Source organism: Chryseobacterium gambrini (genome assembly GCF_027920505.1).
Lineage (GTDB): Bacteria > Bacteroidota > Bacteroidia > Flavobacteriales > Weeksellaceae > Chryseobacterium > Chryseobacterium gambrini.
The window spans coordinates 2017523-2039470 of record NZ_CP115857.1; the positions used below are offsets into that span (position 1 = coordinate 2017523).

Here is a 21948-nt window from a genome sequence, read left to right on the forward strand (position 1 = left end):
CTTTTTAAAACATAACATTTATTTTTGTGTTGCCCAGTGAAAACCGTCCGGAGCATACCAACCGCAGATAATTCCGCCCATAATGGTAATGCAGACCGTCCAAAAAGCAGCGTTAATTAATGTATATTTCCACGATTTTCTTTCGAACATTGCATTGATGGCAATCATGGGAAGCACGAATAAAAATCCCGTCATGGAAGAATGCAGTGCGCCGTGACCAAAGGATCTGTAAGCCATTCCGTAGTCTTTCATGAAGGCATGATAAGACGGATTGGCGTTCATTTCATCTCCGCCGACCATTCCGAGCGCGCCAAACTGATGAATCGTTACAAATTGTAAGAACAAAGCCATTAAAGCTGATAACATGATGGAAAAAATAAAAACTCCGATCATAGAACCCTTCATTTTCTCTTCGGTTAAACCGACTTCTTTCATCCATGCTTTTCCGAAAACTTTAGGATGATACCAGATAAATCCCATTATTAATGGGACAAGTGCGGCTGCAAAAACAGCCCAGTAGTTGATTTGCATCATAGTTTTAATTTTAATAATGTTAGGAATATAAATCTACATCAAAAATCTATTAAATAATACATTAAATTTAATAAATATTTAATTTTAACTAAAATTTTATAATTAAATAAAACCAAAGACAAATACAATTCAATACATAAGACAATTCATTATTGTTTTAATATTGAGAAAAACTTGTGTAAGGCTTCGGGATTGTATTTCTGCTTTTCTGATACATTTTCGTACTTTTGCGGCTCAGTTTAAGTTTCAAAATCTAACCATCAAACTATAATGAATTACGTTTCTGCCGAAAATCTTACCAAATCCTACGGAATAAAAGTTTTATTTGAAAATATTACTTTTCATGTAAACGAAGGAGATAAAATTGCCATTGTTGCCAAAAACGGAAGCGGAAAATCTACCCTTCTGAAAATCCTGATGGGAAAAGAAATTGCAGACAGCGGAACGGTAATCATCAATAAAGACATTCAGGTGGTTCTGTTTGATCAGGAAATAGATTTTGACCCGACCATTACGATTGATGAGTTTATGATGACTCTGGATTCGGCTCCGATTATGGCTCTGAAAAATTATCATCAGTCTCTGCATTCCACAGACAATGATTTTATTGAAAAAGCTCTTCTTGAAATGGAAGCGCATAAAGCATGGGACCTGGAAAACGAAATGAAGCAGATTCTTTCGCAGCTAAAAATCACCGATCTGGAAGCTAAAATGGGAACACTTTCCGGTGGACAGATCAAACGTGTTGCTTTGGCAAAATTGTTAACAGAAACAAGAGCTGAACACCGCCATACTTTATTAATTATGGATGAGCCGACCAACCACCTCGACGTTGAAATGGTGGAATGGCTGGAAAGTTATCTGAGTAAGGCAAAAATTACTTTATTACTGGTAACGCACGACCGGTATTTCCTCGACAGTGTATGCGATACGATCTGGGAAATGGAAGACAGGAATCTTTATGTTCATAACGGTTCTTACGCCACATATCTTGAAAATAAGATGATTCGCGAGGACAACACGAATGCTACGATTGATAAAGCCAACAACCTTTACCGAAAGGAACTGGAATGGATGAGAAGGCAGCCGAAAGCAAGAACTACAAAATCCAAATCCAGAATTGATGCATTTTATGAAACAGAAAAAGTCGCCAAAACAGACACAAGAAAACAAGGTTTAGAGCTTGATTTTGAAATGAAAAGGCTTGGAAATAAAATTCTTGAGCTTAAAAATATTGACAAAAGTTTTGGAAGTAAATTGTTGCTGAAAGATTTCAGTTATTCTTTCCAGAGAGGTGAAAAAGTAGGAATTGTTGGAAAAAACGGAGCGGGAAAATCTACTTTATTAAATATTATTCAGGGGTTTGAAAAAGCGGATAAAGGAGAGATTGAAACCGGAGAAACCATCCATTTCGGATATTTCTCTCAAAAGGGTCTTACTTATAAAGAAGATGAAAGAGTAATCGACTTCATTAAAGAAGTTGCTGAATTTTACCCTTTAGCCAACGGAAAAAGTCTTTCTGCCTCCCAGTTTTTAAGATTGTTTTTATTTGACGATCAGACGCAGTACTCCCCTATTTCCAAGCTTTCGGGTGGTGAAAAAAGAAGACTTCATCTGATGTATATTTTATACCAGAATCCGAACTTTTTAATTTTTGATGAGCCTACCAATGATCTTGATCTTCCGACTTTAACGGTTCTTGAAAACTTTTTACAGCAGTTTCAGGGTTCATTAATCATTGTGTCGCACGACAGGTATTTTATGGACAGAATCGTAGATCATATTCTTGCTTTTGAAGGAGAAGGGAAAATTCGTGATTTTACGGGTAATTTCTCTGAATACCGCGAAGCGAAAAGCAAGGAGGATGCTTTGGAAAAGTCTGTTTCCGTAAAATCTGAGACTGTAAAAGAACCAATTCCGACTGTAAACAATACAAACACTAAGAAGAAAAGACTTTCCTTTAAAGAACAGCGTGAACTCGAAACCATTGAGAAAGAAATGCCGGAATTAGAGGAAAAAAGAGCGAAAATATTAGACCAGCTTAATAATGAAGCGGATTACGAGAAAATATCCAAACTTTCTGCCGATCTGGAATCTATCTCTGAAACTTTGGAAAACCATGAAATGAGATGGCTTGAACTTCAGGAGATCTTGGGTGAAGCGTAGTTGAGTTTGAGGGTGTGAGAGTTTGAGTGTATTAGGGTGAGAAAGTCTGAGAGTTTTAGAGTGTGGAGCGTTATATTTTAATTGATATTAAATTTTCTTACTCTAAAAATCCTGCTTTAAGATTCATAACTCTAAACCGCAATAAAACTCCCAAACCCTAAAACTCTCAGACTCTAAAACTCTCACACCCTACAACTCCAAGACTCTACAAGTAAATCACTTTCTCCTGTTTGGAACTTTCCGCAGCCGCATCGATGATTTTCATATTTTTGATGATTTCTTCCGCAGGTGAAGGCAATGCGTATCCGAAAACGATAAATTCATAAATCTGCTGATAGTAATTCATGTAATTTCCCGGTTCGCTTGAAGTGAGAATTCTTTCAGTTTCTTTATTTTCATTTAGATAATTCAGAATCCCGTCGGTTTCTGTTAAAGGCTTTGTCCATTCTTCGCCATATTCCGGAACAGCTCCTGCAACGAGTTCATTTTCCTGGTTATCGGTTCTTTCCTGCAAAAAGCTTCCTTTTTCTCCGTGAACAGCATAAGCAAAATGCGCTTCTTTGGTGAATACCGAAGATTTCAGCCTTACTCTTAAATCATTTGGATAAAACAAAATAATTTCAAAATAATCGTTGGCAAATTCTTTTCCTTTCATGGAAAAAACATCAGCAAACAGTTTTTCGGGAAAACCAAAATACTGAACTGCCTGATCCACCAGATGCGATCCTAAATCATGCAGCGAACCCGAACCTACCGCTTCAGGATTTTCTTTATGTGCTTTCCCACTCGGCTCAGTTCTGAACCTATCGAAACGGATTTCCACCTCCTTGATATTTCCGAGTTTTCCTTCGTTGATGATTTTCTGCACCTGAAGATAATCGCGGTCGAATCTTCTGTTCTGATAAACGCTTATAAATAATTTTTTCTCTTCCGCAAGTTTTGCCAGTTCTTCTGCTTCTGCAACATTTACGGTGAAAGGTTTTTCAACCACTACATTTTTTCCCGCTTCCAGTGCCATTTTTGCATATTCAAAATGTGTCTGTACCGGAGTATTCACAACCACGAGTTCGATATCGGCATTTTCCAGCATTTCTTCTACGGAACGGTAAATTTCTGCTTCAGGATATTTTTCTTTAGATTCTTCCTTATTTCTTTCCACAATAGCGGAAATAAAAAATCCCGGATGTTCTTTCAAAAACGGGGCATGAAAAACTTTTCCGCTCATTCCGAACGCACAAAGTCCAACTTTTACTAACTGCATAGATTTGTTTTTTAACAAAGATATTTAATCTAAAGTTCTCATCCCTACTAAAATAAGGGAAAACACAATTTCTAAATTAAAGATTAATGATAAAAATCAGTTTATAATTTTTATTAATTCTAAATAATAATATACATTTGCACTTTATTTAAAACCACTCTAAATAACAATAGACTATCATGAAAAAGCAGCTAGCCACAATAGGATTAGTATTCGCAGCCCTTTCTTTGGACGCGCAGATGAAATACGTTGAAGCTGATACCATTAGAATCCAGACTATTGAAGACGTTAATCTTCATAAAACCGGAAATCCCAACAAGGCAAGACCATTATCTACCAAGTCTAATCTTACGATGATGGAAACTCCTCAGCCGATTGCCATCGTTACTCACGAAATTATAGAGCAGCAACAGGCAAAACAACTGAGTGATGTTCTGCAGAACGTTAACGGAATCTATGTAACTTCTTCCAGAGGAAATTCTCAGGACAGTTTCGGAGGACGTGGTTTCATTCTGGGAAATGATAATATTTTCAAGAACGGTTCCAGAGTTAACAGCGGAGTTTTCCCGGAAGTTAGCGGACTGGAAAGAGTGGAAGTTCTTAAAGGTGCGAATGCGATGCTGTACGGAAATACGGCTGCAGGTGGTGTTGTTAATATGATTACTAAAAAGCCTAAATTCAACTTTGGCGGAAGCGTGGGAATGAATGCGGGAAGCTGGAATTCTTATAAACCGACAGTAGATCTTTATGGTCCGCTTTCAAAAAATATTGCTTTCCGTGTGAACGGAGCGTATGAATATGCAGAAAGTTTCAGAGATGTGGTACAATCTGAAAAGTATTATTTCAATCCTTCATTTTTATTTAATTTAAGCGATAGATCACAGATCATCGTTGAGGCAGATTATCTTAAAAATGATTTTACTCCGGATTTCGGAATCGGATCTATCACGCAGCGTGACGGATATACTTACCAGATGAATAATCTTCTTCCGAGAAATGCTTTTTTAGGAACAGACTGGCAATATCAGAATATAGAGCAGGTTACTACCAATGTTACCTTCAATCATCAGTTCAATGAAAGATGGTCTTTAAATGCTACTGCTTCTTATCAGAATTATACAAGGGATTATTTTTCTACGGAAAGAGTTCAGTGGGGATACGAAAAATCAACCGACAGACTTTTCTGGAAACGTCCTTTGAACAGAACATACAACGAACAGAACTATACTTCTGCACAGATTAATTTAAATGGTGAATTCAATACAGGAAAAATAAGCCATAAAGTGTTATTCGGAGCGGATGCCGATTATGGAGTTGCAGATGCTTATACTTACTATAATCCGACCAACAGACTGGCTTACGGAAACAGCTATTTGTATGGAACTAACGGAAACAGCAATGGTCTTCTTTATCTGGACAATCCTGATTCGTGGGCAAGCGGAACTATTCCGGCTGCGGAAATGTTGGAGAAAAACAGAATTAATACAAGAAGAATCGGAGTGTATGCTCAGGATTTCATAAGTCTTACAAAAGAATTCAAAGTTATTGCAGGGTTGCGTTGGTCTTACATTGAAAATATGCCTACGATCAACACAAAATTTAAAACGGTTACAAGCGGTTTGGTGAATCTGAATTCTACCACAGGAAAATCACTGGTTAATAATTCATCATCATCCGATCAGGCAATATCTCCGAAATTAGGTTTTGTTTATATGCCAAACGATAATTTTTCAGCATTTGCAACCTATACAAACTCTTTTGTTGCCAACGTAGGAAGATTAAGAGACGGAGAGGCTTTAACGCCTACGAATATCGATCAGTATGAAGTGGGTGCGAAAAAGAATTTCTGGAACAATGCTTTGGCTGTTAATGTAACGGTTTACCAGATTCTGTACAGAAATTATTATCAGAATGCATTAGATGATAAAGGCAACCAGATAGATCCTGCAGGGCTTACCAAAGATTTTGCTGGAAAAATGAGAAGCCGTGGTGTTGAACTTGATATCACAGGAAATCCAACAGAAAATTTATCCATTATCGGAGGTTTTTCTTATAACAATTCTGTGTATCTGGATACTCCGGAAGCTTTTGGATATGTAGAAAACCAAAGATTGGTAAGAACTCCTGCAACAACAGCAAATGCATCGGTATTTTATAAATTTACAAAATTGGTTCCGGGCTTAAAGGTAGGAGCCGGAGTATATTACATCGGAGACAGACTTGCCGGATGGAATGATACCAAAACAGGAGCCAACAGTTTGCAGCAGAGAAATGGGGTAAGCAGAATTTTCGAATTAAAAGATTATACTACGGTTTCTTTATCAGCAGGATATGACTGGAAGAAATTCTCGATTCAAGGGAAAGTCGGAAACCTGTTTGATGTAGAGAATTACACTGTTCATGAAAATTATTCCGTGAACCCGATTACGCCGAGAAACTACTATGTTACATTAACGTATAAGCTGTAAAAAAAGAATCACAATAATTTCTTCATGTAAAGTGGGAATTGCAATTTTGCAGTTTCCACTTTTGAAATTTTAAAAACAAAAACAATATATATGGATAAGATTAAAGACACAAGAAGTTTTATGAGAATCACGCACCGTTATCTGGGCTATTTCCTTGCCGGAATAATGGCTGTTTATGCAGTAAGTGGTGTTTTGCTAATTTACAGAGACACCGATTTTCTGAAAAAAGAAAAAAAGTACGATAAAGTTGTAGAAAAAAATCTTGATGAGAAAGCATTGGGAAAAGAACTGAGAATTAAAGGTCTTGAAGTGGAAAAAACAGAAGGAACTGTTCTTACCTTTAAACAGGGAACTTACGATGCAGCAACGGGACAGGCAAAATACACAAAAAAAGAACTGCCATTTGTGCTGGATAAAATGACAAAACTTCACAAAGCACAGTCTAAAGACAGACTTTCTCCGTTAAATGCCTTTTTCGGGATTTCTTTGTTCTTTTTTGTAATCTCAAGTTTCTGGATGTTCAATCCTAAAACCAAGGCTTTCAAAAGAGGAATGGTTTTCACAATTGCAGGTCTTGTAGTGTCGGTTATTTTGCTTTTATTATAATCTGAACCTGAAAAAAAATCCTTCCCATCGGCATTTCATAAGAATTATACATACCTTACTATTATCATGATTTCACCACGTGTTGATTAGAATGGCACATTTATTGATTTTCTGAAATCACAAATGATATAACATTAAAATATTAAAATAATAAATTATGAAAAAGCTAATTTTTACAGGAATAATGGCAGTAGCTGGTTTGGCTGGAACAATGAATGCACAAATCCAGAAAGGAAACTGGTTAGTTGGTAGTAGTTTAATATCAAGTAATTTCGGTTTAAATACTGGTGGTGGTTATAACATTGCTATTCAGCCTAAAGGAGCATACTTCATTGAAGACAACGTAGCTGTCGGTGGTTATGTAGATTTAGGATTCAATAAGGTAACTAATGGTTCTCCTACAGAATTTACGTATGGAGTGGGTGCTTTAGGACGTTATTTTCTTTCTCCGGGAGAAAAAGGAGTAGATAACTTACTAAACCATGGACGTTGGTTCTTAGAAGGAAATGCAGGGATCGGAGGAAGATCTGTAGAAAATGCAGACTCTACAACAGGTTTCGATTTCGGAGTAGGTCCTGGTTATTCTTACTTCATTACCCCAAACATTGGTCTTGAAGGTTTAGTAAAATACAGAGGAAGAGCAGGATTTGGTAGCGAAGGTTTAAATTCGAATATTACATTCAATTTAGGTTTCAGCATCTACCTTCCTACATCTAAAGCAAAACAAATCGCAAATGATGTAAAGTAAGATTACGATCCAATCACTTCACATTCACATATACACTACAATTGAAATCGCCTCGAAGTTTTTCGAGGCGATTTTCGTACAAATTAAAACTAAACTATAAAAAATCAAATAAATCATGTATTCGGTTGTGGCGTATATCTCAGATACGGCTTTATTTCTGTTACTCCTTTCGGGAAAATTTTTCTGGCATCTTCCGTAGAGATTGAAGGCGGAACAATTACGTCATCTCCGTCTTTCCAGTTAACAGGAGTCGCTATTTTATGAGAATCTACCAGTTGAAGAGAATCCAGAACCCTCAGGATTTCATTAAAATTCCTTCCTGTGGAAGCAGGATAAGTAATAATAAGCCTTACTTTCTTTTCCGGATCGATAATCAGTAAAGAACGAACGGTTGCCGTTGCAGAAGCGTTCGGATGAATAAAATCATACAATTCAGAAATTTTTCTGTCCTTGTCTGCGATAATCGGAAACTGAACTTCCGTATTCTGTGTTTCATTAATATCTTTAATCCAGTTCTGATGGTCTTCTACTCCATCCACACTCAGGGCAATTACTTTGGTTCCTCTTTTATCAAATTCTTCTTTCAGTTTTGAAGTATACCCAAGTTCTGTGGTGCAAACCGGAGTATAATCTGCGGGATGCGAAAACAAAATTCCCCAGGAATTTCCTAAATATTCGTAAAAATTAATATCCCCTGCAGAAGTTTCTGCCTGAAAATCGGGTGCGGTGTCTCCTAGTTTAATTGACATAATATTTTGCTCTTATTAGTCTACAAATTTAGTAGAGTTTTTGGAACTGGCAAAATTTTTGTTGAAAAATTATATCTTTAATCAAAAAAATTTTTATTCATGGAGAAAAGTGGTTTAGGCTATATTGATGTTGTATATAATGTAATACAGAACTGGTATGTAAAATTTGCAGAAATTACTCCAAAACTTATTGTAGGGATTCTGGTATTTTCTTTCTTTCTGTTTACCAGTAAATATTTAAGTCAGGGTGCCGTAAAACTTTTTCATAAATTCTTTCCAAAAAGCAAAAAAGAAAGTTCACTGGTTACGTTAATCAGCGTTTTCAGGTTTTTGATCATGGTGATGGGAACGTTTATTGCGCTGGAAATTATGGGCTTCAGCAGTTTCCTTTGGAAATTCATCGGGAGTTTGGGAGTTGCAGGGGTTATTGCAGGGGTTGCCCTGAAAGATCTGGTTTCCAGTATATTCTCAGGAATGCTGATCGGAATTGATAAAGCCTTTAAAGTCGGAGATTATATTACGATAGGAACACACTCCGGAACGGTACAGGAAATTGGTTTTTTAACAACGAAAATCATTACGGACGACGGTAAGAAAGCTTATATCCCGAATCAGGTGGTTTTTAATGCTCCGTTTTACAATATTACCGCATCCCCTCAGCGAAGAATTATTTTGAATTTCGAAATTCCTGCCGATGAAGATATTTCAAAAGCACAGAAAGGTATGCTCGACATCATCAAAAATCTCGAAAATGTAGATAAACTCGATACTGCAGAAGTTATTTTTACAGATTTGAAACAGGGCGTTTTCAATATTCAGGCTAAATTCTGGATGAAAGTGGGTGCGAATATGGTTCAGCTTAAAAGTGAGGCTTATTTGAGGATTAAACAACGGCTTGACAAGGACGGTGTTCAGCTTGTAACGCCTACAAGCATCAATATTACGAACGGAGATCATTTAATCAACGAAAATCAGGACTAAATAAAAAAGCAACCAATGAATGGTTGCTTTTCTGTTTTTATGAATCAGTAATTTATTTTTTGATGATTAATTTTTCTGTGATCTTTTCTCCATTTTCCAAAGCCAGAGAGATCAGATAATTTCCATTCATCAGATCATTAACTTTTACCTGAGTTTCACCTTTGAAACTGCCTTCTTTAATTAATCTTCCTGATGCATCATACAAAGTATAATCTGCTTTCTGAGAAGAATTTTTAAGCCTGATATTTACAACATCATGAGAAGGATTCGGATAAATCGAGAAGTTTTTCACATTGGCTTCTGCCGTTGCGAGAACAACCTGAGTAATTGAGAAACTTGTTGTATTAAGTGCATAGTAAATATTTCCTACCGCTTTCACCATAATTCTTGCAGACGAAACATTTTCATTAGGCAGCGTAACATTGGCTGAACCATTGTTCGGAACACTTGCTGCCAACACAGTAGGGAACGTTAATCCTCCGTCTTTAGACAGCAAAATAGATACATTCTGAGTGTTGATGGTTCCTGTATTGGTTCCTGCAACATTCCATGTTACCAGAACGGAGGTATTTCCGTTATAGTTTGTTCCTGTTGTTGCCTGTGAAGTTACCGTGAAAGGTCCGTCGTTGGTAACCGTTACCACCATTGCATCTCTTGCTGCCTGATTTCCGGTTGCTTTATTATCATTTACCAAAAGAGAAAAATTCAAAGTTCTGGCAACACTTGGGGTAACTTCCCATTTCGGAATAAGATTATTCGCCACAACGGAACTCAGCACCGGAAAATATCTGGACGGAGAAACCGTTGGAGTTAAAGAACGGTAAATCGGCCCCGCTGTTCCGGTAGAAACCGGAGGCTGTGTATTGCTTGTATTATCATATTGTTCCCAAAGATATGTTAAAGCATCTCCATTCGGATCTGTTCCCGTTCCCGTTAAAACAAAAGCGGTACTTTTCGGAATATTGTAATCGGCTCCTGCATCTGCGGTAGGAACTCCGTTATTGTTGTTAATTTTGGCAGCACAATCTGTCCCTCTCTGCAAAACAGCATACATTTCAATTACACTTGCTGCATGAAAGTAGGGATCACTGTTATTCTGCACATTATTGGTTGCTCCGCAAATTCCCGCATAAGCCATAATCGTAGATCCGCTTCCCGGTTCGTAAGCTGTTGCGTTATTGAAGTTACCGGCACATGAAGAGGTTGCCGCTCTGAAGGTATGATTTGCTCCAAACTGATGTCCTATTTCGTGCGCAACATAATCAATGTCAAAAGGATCTCCCACCGGAGCTCCGGAACCTGTAACACCTCTTGCTTTACTGCCTGAAACACACACCACTCCTAATCCTGCCAAACCGCCGCTGTTTGTTCCGAAAACATGGCCAATATCGTAGTTCGCAGTTCCGATGACCGCCGTTGTATTGGTCTGGTTTTCACTAATCATGCTGTTTGGGGTGCCATTGGTAAATGGATCTGTTGAGGCATTGGTATAAACCAACAGATTATTGTTTGCGATCATCACCATGGTTGTGGAAATTGTTTTTTCATAAATTCCGTTTACTCTGGTCATCGTTGTCGCCATTGCTGCCATTGCCAAAGAAAGTGTTCCGCCATGAAAAGCGGTATATTCTCCTGTCGCAGAAAGAGCCAGTCTGTAGGTTCGGAACTGTCCGTCCGAAACCAAAGGGGCTTTATTCGTCGTACCGTTATTTTTTAAGTTATCCAGTTCGCTTTCGACATGGCATTCAAAAAGTCGGTCGTTTTTCGGGAGGTCTTTTCTTTTGTATAAGATAAATGCCGAGTTGTCTTTTGTATAACTGTCGAGATAGCTGACTTCCCAGTTATCAAAATACATCACACTGATTCCGGTAGAAGGAGTCACACTGAAACGGATTGAATTTTCCGGATGACTTTTCTGCCAACCGATGTAGGAACGGATTTCAGGGAATTTTGCCTGTAATTGCGGCTCCATTACAGAAGCTTCCTGAACGATATAATCTCTTATTTTCCCATCAGAATCCGGAAATTTAACAACAAGGCTTTCATCTCCCGAAAAACGTTGTGGTGCCTTTTTAAGATCAGCTTTAATTTTTTCCAGATCAGCCTGATATAAAGAAAAATTATTGGGAGTCGTCCATCTCGGGTTCAGGTTTTCCCGTTCTATCTTTGTTTCTTTCAGTTTCGACCAGTAATTCTGCTGACCAAAAACCTGTGCTGCAATCAACAGGCACGAGACGATAAAGGTTTTAGCTTTCATGACAGTAATTTTATATATTAGTATTGAATGTTGACTTTTTTAACAGATAAATTTTCGTTGAGTTTTAATAAAATATCGGGCGGAATTCTGATTTTCTCATTAAAATCCGGATTGTTGAATTCTTTGACTTTTATATAAAGTGTATTTTTATCGAAAGTAATCGCCTCAATTGAAACATCATTAGAGTTTTTCAGGCGGGGTTTTACAACAATATACGTTTCATCTTCAGTGATGGAAGGAATTGGCGAAAATCTGTTTCCCACATTTTTCCGGTGAATAATCGTAAAAATCTCATCCATCTTTTGCTGGGAATTGATAAGGAGAAAATCTTTCTGAGTTAACGGGAAAGGATAATGATTTTTATCTTCGAACTGAATTTCTTTTCTTTGAGACACCGCGTTATTGCTGGCAATTTGAGATTGACAATGAAGAGATAAAAAGAGAAAAAAAGAATAAACACAATCTCATTTTAAACCTTTCTTGTAAAGATAACAATTTTATAGTGAATAACTTATTCAATCAGAACACTTTATTTATTTTGAATGATTTATTTTTTTGATTTATTTTTCGTTACTACACTGTCTTTTTTTGAAATTTTTACACAGGAATCGCTTTTATCTATTTTAGCCTCACCCATGACATAATTTTTATTTTCAGGAATAGAATCTTCTTCCATCATCACAAGACCTGTCGTTGCGAAAGATTCTTCTTTTTGTTTTGAGCAACTCGTTAAAAATAAAATAACGGAAAGAACGGTTAATACAATTCTGCTATTTTGAAAATGAGCAGGAATATATTTAAAGAATTTTGCTTTTAACTTTTCAGATAGATTACCAGTATTCAACTGATGATTGTAAAATCTTCCGCAGATTTCTTCATCGTTTTTCTCATCAATCATCTGCTGAATTTCGCTGGGTTGTTTCTGTGTAAAATCAATTACACATTTATTGCAGACGGAACAGAATCGTCCTTTTTCCTGCGGAGACATCATTTCCCATTTTTCTGAACATGGGTTCGGAATGTGTACATTTTTCATGGTTATTGTTTAAATCTTTTCAGCTACAAATTACAAAAGATATTTAATTTGATGAAAAAAGAAAAACCGTTCCAAAAAATGAAACGGTTTTTATGTATTTTAAAAATTTCAGTCTTATGCTAAAACTTCTTTTACTTTGTTTGCAGCTTCTTCCAAAGTAATTGCAGAGTGAACCGGAAGACCAGACTCGTCAATTAATTTTTTAGCTTCAACAGCGTTAGTTCCCTGTAATCTTACGATCAATGGAACCGGAAGGCTGCCCATTGCTTTGTAAGCGTCTACAACTCCCTGAGCAACTCTGTCGCATCTTACGATACCTCCAAAGATGTTAATTAAGATTGCTTTTACATTTGGATCTCTTAAGATGATTCCGAAAGCCGTCTGTACTCTTTGTGCATCTGCAGTACCACCTACGTCAAGGAAGTTTGCAGGGTTACCACCTGATAATTTGATGATATCCATTGTTGCCATTGCAAGACCTGCTCCGTTTACCATACAAGCAACGTTACCGTCTAATTTTACGAAGTTAAGACCAGCTTCACCAGCTTCTACATCCATTGGATCTTCTTCTCTTGTATCTCTAAGCTCAGCTAAATCTTTGTGACGGAACAATGAATTGTCATCTAAAGTTACTTTAGCATCTACTGCGATAATTTTGTTATCAGAAGTTTTCAACACAGGGTTGATTTCGAAAAGAGATGCATCAATTCCTGTATACGCATTGTATAGAGAACCGATGAATTTTACGAATTCTTTGAAAGCATTCCCTTCAAGACCTAAGTTGAAAGCAATTTTTCTAGCCTGGAATCCCTGAAGTCCTAAAGCAGGATCAATGATTTCTTTGTGGATCAAATGAGGTGTTACTTCAGCAACGTGCTCAATATCCATCCCACCTTCAGTAGAATATACGATTGTATTTTTACCTTCAGCTCTGTCTAAAAGAATAGAAACATAAAATTCTTTAGTTTCTGTTTCTCCCGGATAATATACATCCTCTGCAACCAAAACAGAATTTACTTTTTTACCTTCAGCAGAAGTTTGTGGAGTTACCAACTGCATTCCGATGATGTTCTGAGCGTTTTCTTTAAGTTTATCCATGTTTGGAGAGAACTTTACACCACCCCCTTTACCACGGCCACCTGCGTGGATCTGAGCTTTTACAACCCATCCCTGTGCGCCTGTTTCAGCAGTTAGTTTTTCAGCAGCAGCTACAGCTTCATCTACGTTGTTTGCTACGAAACCACGTTGGATAGCTACTCCATACTTTGATAAAATCTCTTTTGATTGATACTCGTGAAGATTCATATTATTTTTATTATTTTATTTTAATAGTTAAAGGTTGACAAATTTAATAAAAACAGATGAATTATCAACTTTTATTTTAAAGAAAGCAATGTCTGTAAGGATGCTTTTTATCAGTTTAATAAAATCTAAATTACCCCAAAATTATATTGTAAATTTGCCCTTCCGAAAATGTTGTAACCAAAGGTAACTGTACTTATTTTCCGAAAATATTTTTAAAAATTTTACCGAAAAAAACTTCCTTCTTTGTTGTGGCATTCTTAACAGGTTCTTTTTCATCAGGCGAAAAATCAATTTTTATTTCATTAAAAATCTGCGCTCTGTAACTCACTCTGGCAACACTTTGAAACTTTTCTCTGGAAATACTGGAAATCGAATCTTTCTCTCCGTTTTCAAAATTATCTATTTCTATATAATACTCCAATCCCTGCAATGCTTCGTTTAAAAGGTTTTTTACTTCATTAATCGTTTCTGCCCTGTTATCGAATAATCTTCCCAATACTTTAATTCTTTCTCTTCCCAGATTCATCAGATAAATTTCAAACTTATCTTTAAGAAGAATCTGCATTTCATTTTCTGCCGCGTTAAACTCAAAGTCTGGGTTGTGTTCTACTTCCATATTAAAAGCCATCAGAACCGCCAGAAAAGTAAAATTCAGGATTTCACCGTTGATGCCGCCTTTATCAGTAAAAAAAGTTCTGGTGAAAGGATAAAAATGCCACGAATCATATTGAGGATCAATCGCATGAAGCAGTTTCATGTGTGCGGAATGAAAAACATCTTCATTTTTGGTTTTCACACCGTTCTGTATCACAAAACCATTTGAAGCACATCTTCCTCCGAAACAGTCTACTTCCACATACACCACTTCCAGATCTCCGTTCTTCTTAGAAAATTCAACCGCATGATTTTCAGATTCAGAATAATAATCTTCAACCTCATCCTGATTCCTGAAAAACTGATCCGGAAACTGTTCAAAAGAATATTCCTTAAATTTGTTATTCGCCTGACAGACAATCCCTCTAAAAGGTGTAAAAAATTCCCTGATATTGTAAAACTTAAAATTTTCGGTCAACCTATTTTTCAGATCTTCTGTCTCAGTTTCCTCGTTAATTTTGATAATAATATTGTATGTTCTGTAACTCATGTGTTATTAATTTCATTTAAATCTCAAAGATGCATTGATTTTATTAACAATCAAAATCCAGAAATACTGATTATTGAAAAACGCTGCTCATTTAAAATTTCCCAGTTTAAAGAATCATTTTTAACTTTTACTGAATATTTTTATTTAGCAAGAAGAAACTCCAAAGGCTTCGAAAGTCTTTTTGCCCATGCTTCCTCGCTGTGATTTTCGCCGGGAAAGTATAAGGTTTTCCAGTTCTTTTCAGAATATCCATGTTTTCTGATAATTGCATCTGCCTTTTTCTGAATTTCAGGATACAGCGCATCCAGAGTCTGATCCCCGCAGTCAAAATAGATTTTGTGAGTTTTCCGATCTGGTAAATTTTTATCTAAATAGCGTAAGGCAGACTCCGGAAAAGGATTGTTTTCATTGGTAAAAGTTCCCGTCCAGTGCGTGGAAAGACAGGCTGCTCCGCCAAAAACCTGAGGATATTCGCAGATGGCATACATGGAGATCAGTCCGCCCATGCTGCTTCCTGCAATAAAAGTATGAGATCTGTCTTTAAAGGTTGAATATTTTTTATCAATCAAAGGCTTCAGTTCCTTCACCAAAAACTTTAAATAATTGTCTGAATTGGGAGAAAACTTTTCATTCGCTCTTCCTGCTTTTTTCAATTGATGATTAACGGTATCTTTTTCCACTGTGGATAAACTTTCAAAAGGTTTTTGCGGAAAATAATCAAAATGCCTCATCTTGGAATCGTTCCACACTCCTACAACAATGGTATTCTGAATTTTTTTGGATTTCATCAGTTCAGAAACATTTTCATCCACATTCCAGGATTGTTTGTTCCACGTAAGATCAGGATCGTAAAGCATTTGTCCGTCCTGCATATACAGAACAACATATTTCTTAGATGTAGAATAATTTTCAGGAAGCCATACATCGATGTTTCTCGGTGTTACAAACTGAGATTTAAAATCCGATATTCTTTCAATCTTTCCGCTGCTCACTTTCGGAATCTGCGCCTGAATCATTGGAAATAATGCAACCGCCACAATTAGCAAAAATCTGTACATCGTTTATAATTTATCACAAAGATAATTATTGTAAGAGATGATTATTTTTTATCTTCATTCTGATATAAGGCGTTTTGTTTTTAAAATCTTAAAAGTGTTCCATACTGAGAATTAAGTCTGTCAATATCACTTGGCACAAACAAGTTATCATTGAGATAGATATTTTTAAGGTTCTTCATTTTACTTTTGGGAAGATTAAAATCCTTCAGTTGATTATCGTTCAGATAAACTGATTCTAAATAATTCAGTTTCCAAAAATTAGCCGGAAGTTTCTTTAATCCGTCGTTTTCTATATGCAATACTTTCAGATTTTTCATATTGCTGATCAGATCAATATTTTTAGAGAGATCAATATTTTTTTCGTCATTCAGAAACAATTCTTCAAGATTTTTAAGCTGAATAAAATTGGAAGGCAGCACCCTGAAATCATTTCCACTCACATCCAAAACCTTTAATTTAGATAAAAAGCCGATCTCATCCGGAATTTTTTTAAGGTGGAGATCTTTCAGACTTAGATATTCCAGATTCTTAAATTTTTTCCAGTCGACATTTTCTATATTTTCTTTTGCCAGATTAAGATTAAGCCTCAATACTTTCTCGGGATTTTCATTGGCTTCTTTAATATTTTTGAACTCATATCTCTCCTGAGAATTAATCATTATTCCTATGAGCAGGAAAACAAATGACAGTTTTTTTAGAATCTTCATTTTGATAAGTTTTAGTTAAACAAATGCGGGCTGTAGATAAAAGTAAAAGTATATGAATCAAAATTAAATATGAAAAAAAAGATCCAGCCCGCATAAAATGTTTTCAGTTATTTATTTTTTAGCTTTGGGAAGATTTACAAGCGTTTCCGGTAAAAACTCTACTTTTCCTGTATGGATATCATATACAGCTCCCACAATTAGTATTTCTCCATCTACATACTTTTTGTGCAGAATAGGATCTAAATCTCGTAATGAATTTACCTGATCTATTACATTCTGGCGGACTGCATTATTTACCGGATCACCATGCATATGAGAACTTTTAACTGCTGCAGGTTTTATATCATTGATTAAAGTAACAATATGTCCCGGAACATTTTCCGGTCTTTCCACCGCGGCTGCAACAGCACCACATTCTGTGTGTCCCAATACGACGATTAATTTGGTTTTTAGCTTCAACACCGCAAACTCCATACTTCCGTAAGATGCCGCAGCAGAAACCTGACCTGCCGTCCTGATGATAAATAAATCCCCTAAACCTTGATCGAAGATCATTTCATTGGGTACTCTGCTATCTGAACAGCCTACAATTATAGCAAAGGGAGCCTGACCATTTTCCAACTTTTTAATAGTCTCATAGTTTTGTCTGGGTTTTATACTTTTTCCTTCAACAAATCTCTTGTTTCCACCTTGCAGTTTTTTAAGACCCAGTCTTGGATCTGCATAAGCAGAATCACGATTAACAATATAATGTTCTGCACGCCACTTCACAGAATCCACAACTTTAGCCGTTGTTTTCTTATTTTTCTGCGGTTTTGTTACCTGTGCGAATGAAAAGGTTGGGAGTGCAAAAAAAGCGAAGAGTAATAAAAAAATTCGTCTCATTTTTTCAATTATTTAATTGCCTACTTTTTAATACGGTGTTCGGCTTTTCCGTCTTTCATGTTTTTCACAAATACAACAAAAACTATACCATACAATAGTATTACTATCACTAATAATAACGAAAATATTTATGGTATGGGTTTTGCTTCAAAAAACAATAGTTGTAAATTTGTAATACTAAAAATGAAAAATGGAATTTCAGGTAAAATTTAAAGTCAACGAATACTTATATCTTAAAGATCCCGAAAACAGCGAGATCGGACGTGCCATTGTAAAAAATTCAATTGAACTGATCTACGAGACTGGTTTTGAAAGTTTTACCTTCAAAAAATTAGCCCAAAAGATCAACTCAACAGAAGCAACGGTTTACCGGTATTTTTCTTCAAAACATAAACTTCTTACCTATATTCTCAACTGGTATTGGTCTTATATTGAATTCATTTCCAAACTGAGGCTTCAGGAAATTAAAGAACCTCAGCAAAAAATGGAAAAAATCCTCGAAATCATTACGCATAATGATGAAACCGATGATAAAATAGAAGATTACGATCTTACAAAACTTCACAACATCGTCATTGCAGAAAGCAGCAAAGCTTATCTGGTAAAAGAAGTGGACGAAATCAATAAGGAAATGGTTTTCAGCCCGTTAAAAAGTCTCTGTGCATTTATCGGAGACATCATTGCAGAAGCAAAACCGGATTTTCCTTACCCAAAATCATTTGCAAGCACTTTACTGGAAACCGCTCACGATCAGCAGTTTTTCAGCGAACATCTTCCGAAACTTACCGACAATCATATCAATAAAATAGATCACAAAAAGTATGTTTTGGATTATCTGTGTTTTATCACCTTCAACCTTATAAAATAATAAGACTCAAATGGAAACTTCTCCTAAACAGCACGGTTACAATCTTTTCAAATACGTCACCAAGGAAAAGAAAGATGTCACCAACATTTATTTTTACGCCATCCTGAATGGTCTTGTTCAGCTGAGTGTTCCGTTGGGAATACAGTCTATCGTCAGTTTTGTAATGGGAGCTACGATGGCAACTTCTATTTATATTCTGATCGCTTTTGTGGTTTTGGGAACCTGGCTTGTAGGCTATTTCAGGCTGAAAGTAATGCAGATCATTGAAAAGATTCAGCAGAAAATTTTTGTCGAATTTTCCCTTGCTTTTGCTGAAAAACTTCCAAAAGTGAATCTTTCTGCGACACGAAAATATTATCTTCCCGAACTGGTTAATCGTTTTTTCGATACCCAGAATCTCCAGAAAGGAATTTCTAAAATTTTACTTGAAATTCCGACCGCACTCATCCAGATTTTATTCGGAATCCTGCTTCTTTCATTTTACCATCCGTGGTTTTTGGTATTCGGAGCTTTGGTGGTGATCTGCGTAATCATTATTTTCAGATTTACCATGGAAAGCGGAATTAAATCCAGCATCGAAGAAAGCGACAAAAAATACGAAGTAGCTTCCTGGATTGAAGATATTGCGGCTTCCATTAAGACCTTTAAGCTGAATTCCAAAACAGAAGCACATCTTTCAGGAACCGATGAAAGAGTGGTAAAATACCTCGACGACCGAACTTCGCACTTCCGTGTTCTGGTTTTCCAGTACAAAACCATTATCGCATTTAAAGTCATCATTACTTTGGTGATGCTTGTGATCGGAACCTATCTTTTGGTAAATCAGCAGCTTAACATCGGAGCATTTATCGCTACGGAAATCGTTGTTCTGAGCATTATGGCGGCCGTGGAAAAACTCATCATCAGTCTTGAAAGCTATTACGACGTTATTGCAGCTTTGGCAAAACTGAATAAAGTAACCACGCTTCAGGAAGAAAAATTCGGGGAAATTACTTTCGATCAGAATAATGACGGTTTTGAAGTTGAATTTAAAGACGTAAGTTTTGCATTCAACGATCATCACAGGATTCTGGAAAATATCAATTTTAAAATTCCGGAAAATAGTTTAACCATCATTTCAGGGCAGCTCGGCGCAGGAAAATCTTTATTGCTGAATATGATGACCGGATTTTATGATCCGACTTCCGGAAGTATCCTGTTCGATAAAATTCCATTAAAAAACATTGATAAAATATCGCTCAGAAGCCAGATCGGGATGTATCTTGAAGATATGACGATCATTAAAGGAACGGTTTACGAAAACATTATTCTCGGGCAGCATGAAACCTCAGCAGAACAGATTCTGGAAATTGCCGAAGAAATAGGCATCGAAGATTTCTCCAGCCAGTTCAGCAACGGATTCTTTACGAACATCAGCGAAACCGACACGGAAATTTCGTTCAGCTCCAAAAAGAAAATCCTTCTCCTGAGAGCTTTGGTAGGGGAAAGAAGATTATTGATCCTTGAAGATCCGTTAGACGGAATGAATGATGAATTTAAAGCAAAAATGATGGAATATCTTTTAAAACTAAAAGCTAAAACCACCATTATTATTGTTTCAGAAGACAAAAATCTTATTCTGGAAGCCGATCAGCATCTTCAGGTGGAAGACGGAAATGTGAAAAAATTATTTAACAAAAACTAAAAGAGATGGAACTGCAGTCAGTCAATAAAATATACCACATCCATAAAAAATCAAGGGTTAAAAGATGGTTTCTTTTCATCCTTATTGGCGGAATTATCACTCTGTTTTTACCGTGGACACAGAATATCAAGGTAATGGGAAATGTGAGTACGCTTTATCAGGAACAGCGTCCGCAACAACTCAATTCTCCGATTCCCGGAAGAATCATCAAATGGTATGTGAAAAATGGGGATTATGTAAAAAAAGGCGATACGCTTCTTCAGCTTTCCGAAGTAAAAGAAGATTATCTGGATCCGCTTTTGGTGAAAAGAACCGAAATGCAGGTAGAAGCCAAAAAAGGCGTTAGAGATTATTACGAAGCCAAAGTTGGAACTACAAACAGTCAGATTCAGGCTTTAAATTCCGCAAGAGATTTAAAACTAAATCAGCTTAAAGTAAAAATCAGCCAGCTCAACAATAAACTGGCAGGAGAAGAAGCCGAACTGGAAGCTGCAAAAAACGAGCTGAGAATGACTTCCGACCAGTACGAAAGACAGAAGAAAATGTACGATGAAGGCTTGGTTTCGCTTACCCAATTTCAGCAGAGAAGTGTATCTTATCAAAATGCTTTAGCCAAAAAAACGGCAACCGAAAATAAACTGGCGCAAACCCGACAGGAAATTGTGAATGTAAGTATCGAACAAAACGCTACCATTCAGGATTACAATGAGAAACTGAGCAAAACGGAAGGTGACCGTTTCCAGAGTATGGGACAAATTGAAGGAAGTGACGGCGATATTGCCAAACTCGAAAATCAGGTTGCCAATTACAAAGCTAGACAGGGTTTGTATTTCGTGATCGCTTCTCAGGACGGACAGGTTGTGCAGATCAACAAAGCCGGAATCGGGGAAATACTGAAAGATGGTGAAAGCATCGGAATTATTGTTCCTGAAAAAGTAGATTATGCTGTTGAAATTTACATTAAACCCGTCGATTTGCCTCTGGTAAAAGAAGGACAGCGCGTGATGTGTATTTTTGATGGTTTTCCGGCAATTGTCTTTTCAGGTTGGCCGAATTCCAGCTACGGAACTTTTGCAGGAAAGGTAATTGCGGTAGAAAACAACATCAGCGCAAACGGAATGTTCAAAGCCTTGGTAATTCAGGATAAAAATGAAAAACAATGGCCTCCGAAAATTAAAATGGGAACCGGAGTTCAGGGAATTGCGATTCTTAATGACGTTCCGATCTGGTACGAATTATGGCGAAACATCAACGGATTCCCGCCGGATTATTATGAAGTAAAAACCGAAAAATCTGCAAAAGATGAAAAGTCTAAAAAATAATCTGACTTATCGTTACAGGCAATATTCAGAAATTAATAAATGGAGTTTATTTTTTATCAATAGCGTCGGGCTTTAGCCCGATATCAACAGGGGCGTTTTACACAGGCTTTAGCCGAAATTTAAAACAGGCTTTGGCTAAAGCCAACTAAATCGTTCTATTTGTGAATGG

At 36.6% G+C, this 21948-nt stretch carries 19 protein-coding genes; 8 read left to right on the plus strand and 11 right to left on the minus strand.

The window, feature by feature from the left end; genetic code table 11:
- Positions 1-18: 18 nt before the first annotated feature.
- Entirely contained in the window at positions 19-534 is a 516-nt protein-coding gene (locus PFY09_RS09085) for a DUF1761 domain-containing protein (protein ID WP_308006759.1), read from the minus strand.
- Between the two features lie 270 nt (positions 535-804).
- Between PFY09_RS09085 and PFY09_RS09090 the strand changes: the two genes are divergently transcribed.
- Complete coding sequence (locus tag PFY09_RS09090; RefSeq protein WP_271162197.1) at positions 805-2700, plus strand: ABC-F family ATP-binding cassette domain-containing protein; 1896 nt, start codon at positions 805-807, stop codon at positions 2698-2700.
- 205 nt (positions 2701-2905) lie between these two features.
- Here PFY09_RS09090 and PFY09_RS09095 read toward each other — a convergent pair whose 3' ends face one another.
- Complete coding sequence (locus PFY09_RS09095) at positions 2906-3961, minus strand: Gfo/Idh/MocA family oxidoreductase (RefSeq protein WP_271162198.1); 1056 nt, start codon at positions 3959-3961, stop codon at positions 2906-2908.
- A 179-nt stretch (positions 3962-4140) separates the two neighbouring features.
- On the opposite strand from PFY09_RS09095, the gene PFY09_RS09100 reads away from it, so the two are divergent.
- From PFY09_RS09100 to PFY09_RS09110, 3 genes are all read left to right on the plus strand, one after another.
- Positions 4141-6429 carry a TonB-dependent siderophore receptor gene (locus tag PFY09_RS09100; protein ID WP_271162199.1) on the plus strand — a complete coding sequence of 763 codons (2289 nt, stop codon included), beginning with the start codon at positions 4141-4143 and terminating at the stop codon, positions 6427-6429.
- Positions 6430-6519: 90 nt separating this feature from the next.
- Complete coding sequence (locus tag PFY09_RS09105) at positions 6520-7035, plus strand: hypothetical protein (RefSeq protein ID WP_076390846.1); 516 nt, start codon at positions 6520-6522, stop codon at positions 7033-7035.
- Positions 7036-7192: 157 nt separating this feature from the next.
- A complete protein-coding gene (locus tag PFY09_RS09110) occupies positions 7193-7783 on the plus strand; it encodes a hypothetical protein (RefSeq protein ID WP_087712244.1) in 591 nt (196 codons plus the stop codon).
- 113 nt (positions 7784-7896) lie between these two features.
- On the opposite strand, the gene PFY09_RS09115 is transcribed toward PFY09_RS09110, so the two are convergent.
- The gene (locus PFY09_RS09115; RefSeq protein WP_076390844.1) at positions 7897-8532 is read right to left on the minus strand and encodes a peroxiredoxin; all 636 of its coding nucleotides are present in this window, start codon (positions 8530-8532) and stop codon (positions 7897-7899) included.
- Positions 8533-8631: 99 nt separating this feature from the next.
- On the opposite strand from PFY09_RS09115, the gene PFY09_RS09120 reads away from it, so the two are divergent.
- Positions 8632-9513, plus strand: coding sequence for a mechanosensitive ion channel family protein (locus PFY09_RS09120; protein ID WP_271162200.1), 882 nt, complete (start codon positions 8632-8634; stop codon positions 9511-9513).
- Positions 9514-9565: 52 nt separating this feature from the next.
- Here the strand turns inward: PFY09_RS09120 and PFY09_RS09125 are convergent, their stop codons facing one another.
- From PFY09_RS09125 to PFY09_RS09160, 8 genes are all read right to left on the minus strand, one after another.
- Positions 9566-11770: a reprolysin-like metallopeptidase gene (locus tag PFY09_RS09125; RefSeq protein WP_271162201.1), complete on the minus strand. Its 2205-nt coding sequence runs from the start codon at positions 11768-11770 to the stop codon at positions 9566-9568.
- A gap of 17 nt (positions 11771-11787) precedes the next feature.
- Positions 11788-12165, minus strand: a complete 378-nt coding sequence (locus PFY09_RS09130; RefSeq protein WP_271162202.1) for a hypothetical protein — start codon at positions 12163-12165, stop codon at positions 11788-11790.
- Between the two features lie 152 nt (positions 12166-12317).
- Positions 12318-12806 carry a hypothetical protein gene (locus tag PFY09_RS09135; protein ID WP_271162203.1) on the minus strand — a complete coding sequence of 163 codons (489 nt, stop codon included), beginning with the start codon at positions 12804-12806 and terminating at the stop codon, positions 12318-12320.
- A gap of 114 nt (positions 12807-12920) precedes the next feature.
- Positions 12921-14111 (minus strand): ADP-forming succinate--CoA ligase subunit beta, encoded by a 1191-nt coding sequence (gene sucC / locus PFY09_RS09140; protein ID WP_076390839.1) that lies wholly within the window; start codon positions 14109-14111, stop codon positions 12921-12923.
- Positions 14112-14304: 193 nt separating this feature from the next.
- The gene (locus PFY09_RS09145; RefSeq protein WP_271162204.1) at positions 14305-15255 is read right to left on the minus strand and encodes a hypothetical protein; all 951 of its coding nucleotides are present in this window, start codon (positions 15253-15255) and stop codon (positions 14305-14307) included.
- Between the two features lie 140 nt (positions 15256-15395).
- Positions 15396-16313 carry an alpha/beta hydrolase gene (locus tag PFY09_RS09150; RefSeq protein ID WP_271162205.1) on the minus strand — a complete coding sequence of 306 codons (918 nt, stop codon included), beginning with the start codon at positions 16311-16313 and terminating at the stop codon, positions 15396-15398.
- An 80-nt stretch (positions 16314-16393) separates the two neighbouring features.
- The gene (locus PFY09_RS09155) at positions 16394-17020 is read right to left on the minus strand and encodes a leucine-rich repeat domain-containing protein (protein WP_268055094.1); all 627 of its coding nucleotides are present in this window, start codon (positions 17018-17020) and stop codon (positions 16394-16396) included.
- Positions 17021-17131: 111 nt separating this feature from the next.
- On the minus strand, positions 17132-17905 hold the full coding sequence (locus PFY09_RS09160; RefSeq protein ID WP_268055095.1) for a carbonic anhydrase: 774 nt from the start codon (positions 17903-17905) through the stop codon (positions 17132-17134).
- 190 nt (positions 17906-18095) lie between these two features.
- Between PFY09_RS09160 and PFY09_RS09165 the strand changes: the two genes are divergently transcribed.
- From PFY09_RS09165 to PFY09_RS09175, 3 genes are read left to right on the plus strand one after another with little or no spacing between them, the layout of a single operon-like run.
- Positions 18096-18773, plus strand: a complete 678-nt coding sequence (locus tag PFY09_RS09165; protein WP_271162206.1) for a TetR/AcrR family transcriptional regulator — start codon at positions 18096-18098, stop codon at positions 18771-18773.
- Between the two features lie 10 nt (positions 18774-18783).
- Positions 18784-20457 (plus strand): peptidase domain-containing ABC transporter, encoded by a 1674-nt coding sequence (locus tag PFY09_RS09170; protein ID WP_256040144.1) that lies wholly within the window; start codon positions 18784-18786, stop codon positions 20455-20457.
- A gap of 5 nt (positions 20458-20462) precedes the next feature.
- Positions 20463-21779, plus strand: a complete 1317-nt coding sequence (locus PFY09_RS09175; protein ID WP_076390834.1) for an HlyD family secretion protein — start codon at positions 20463-20465, stop codon at positions 21777-21779.
- The last annotated feature ends 169 nt before the right edge of the window (positions 21780-21948 follow it).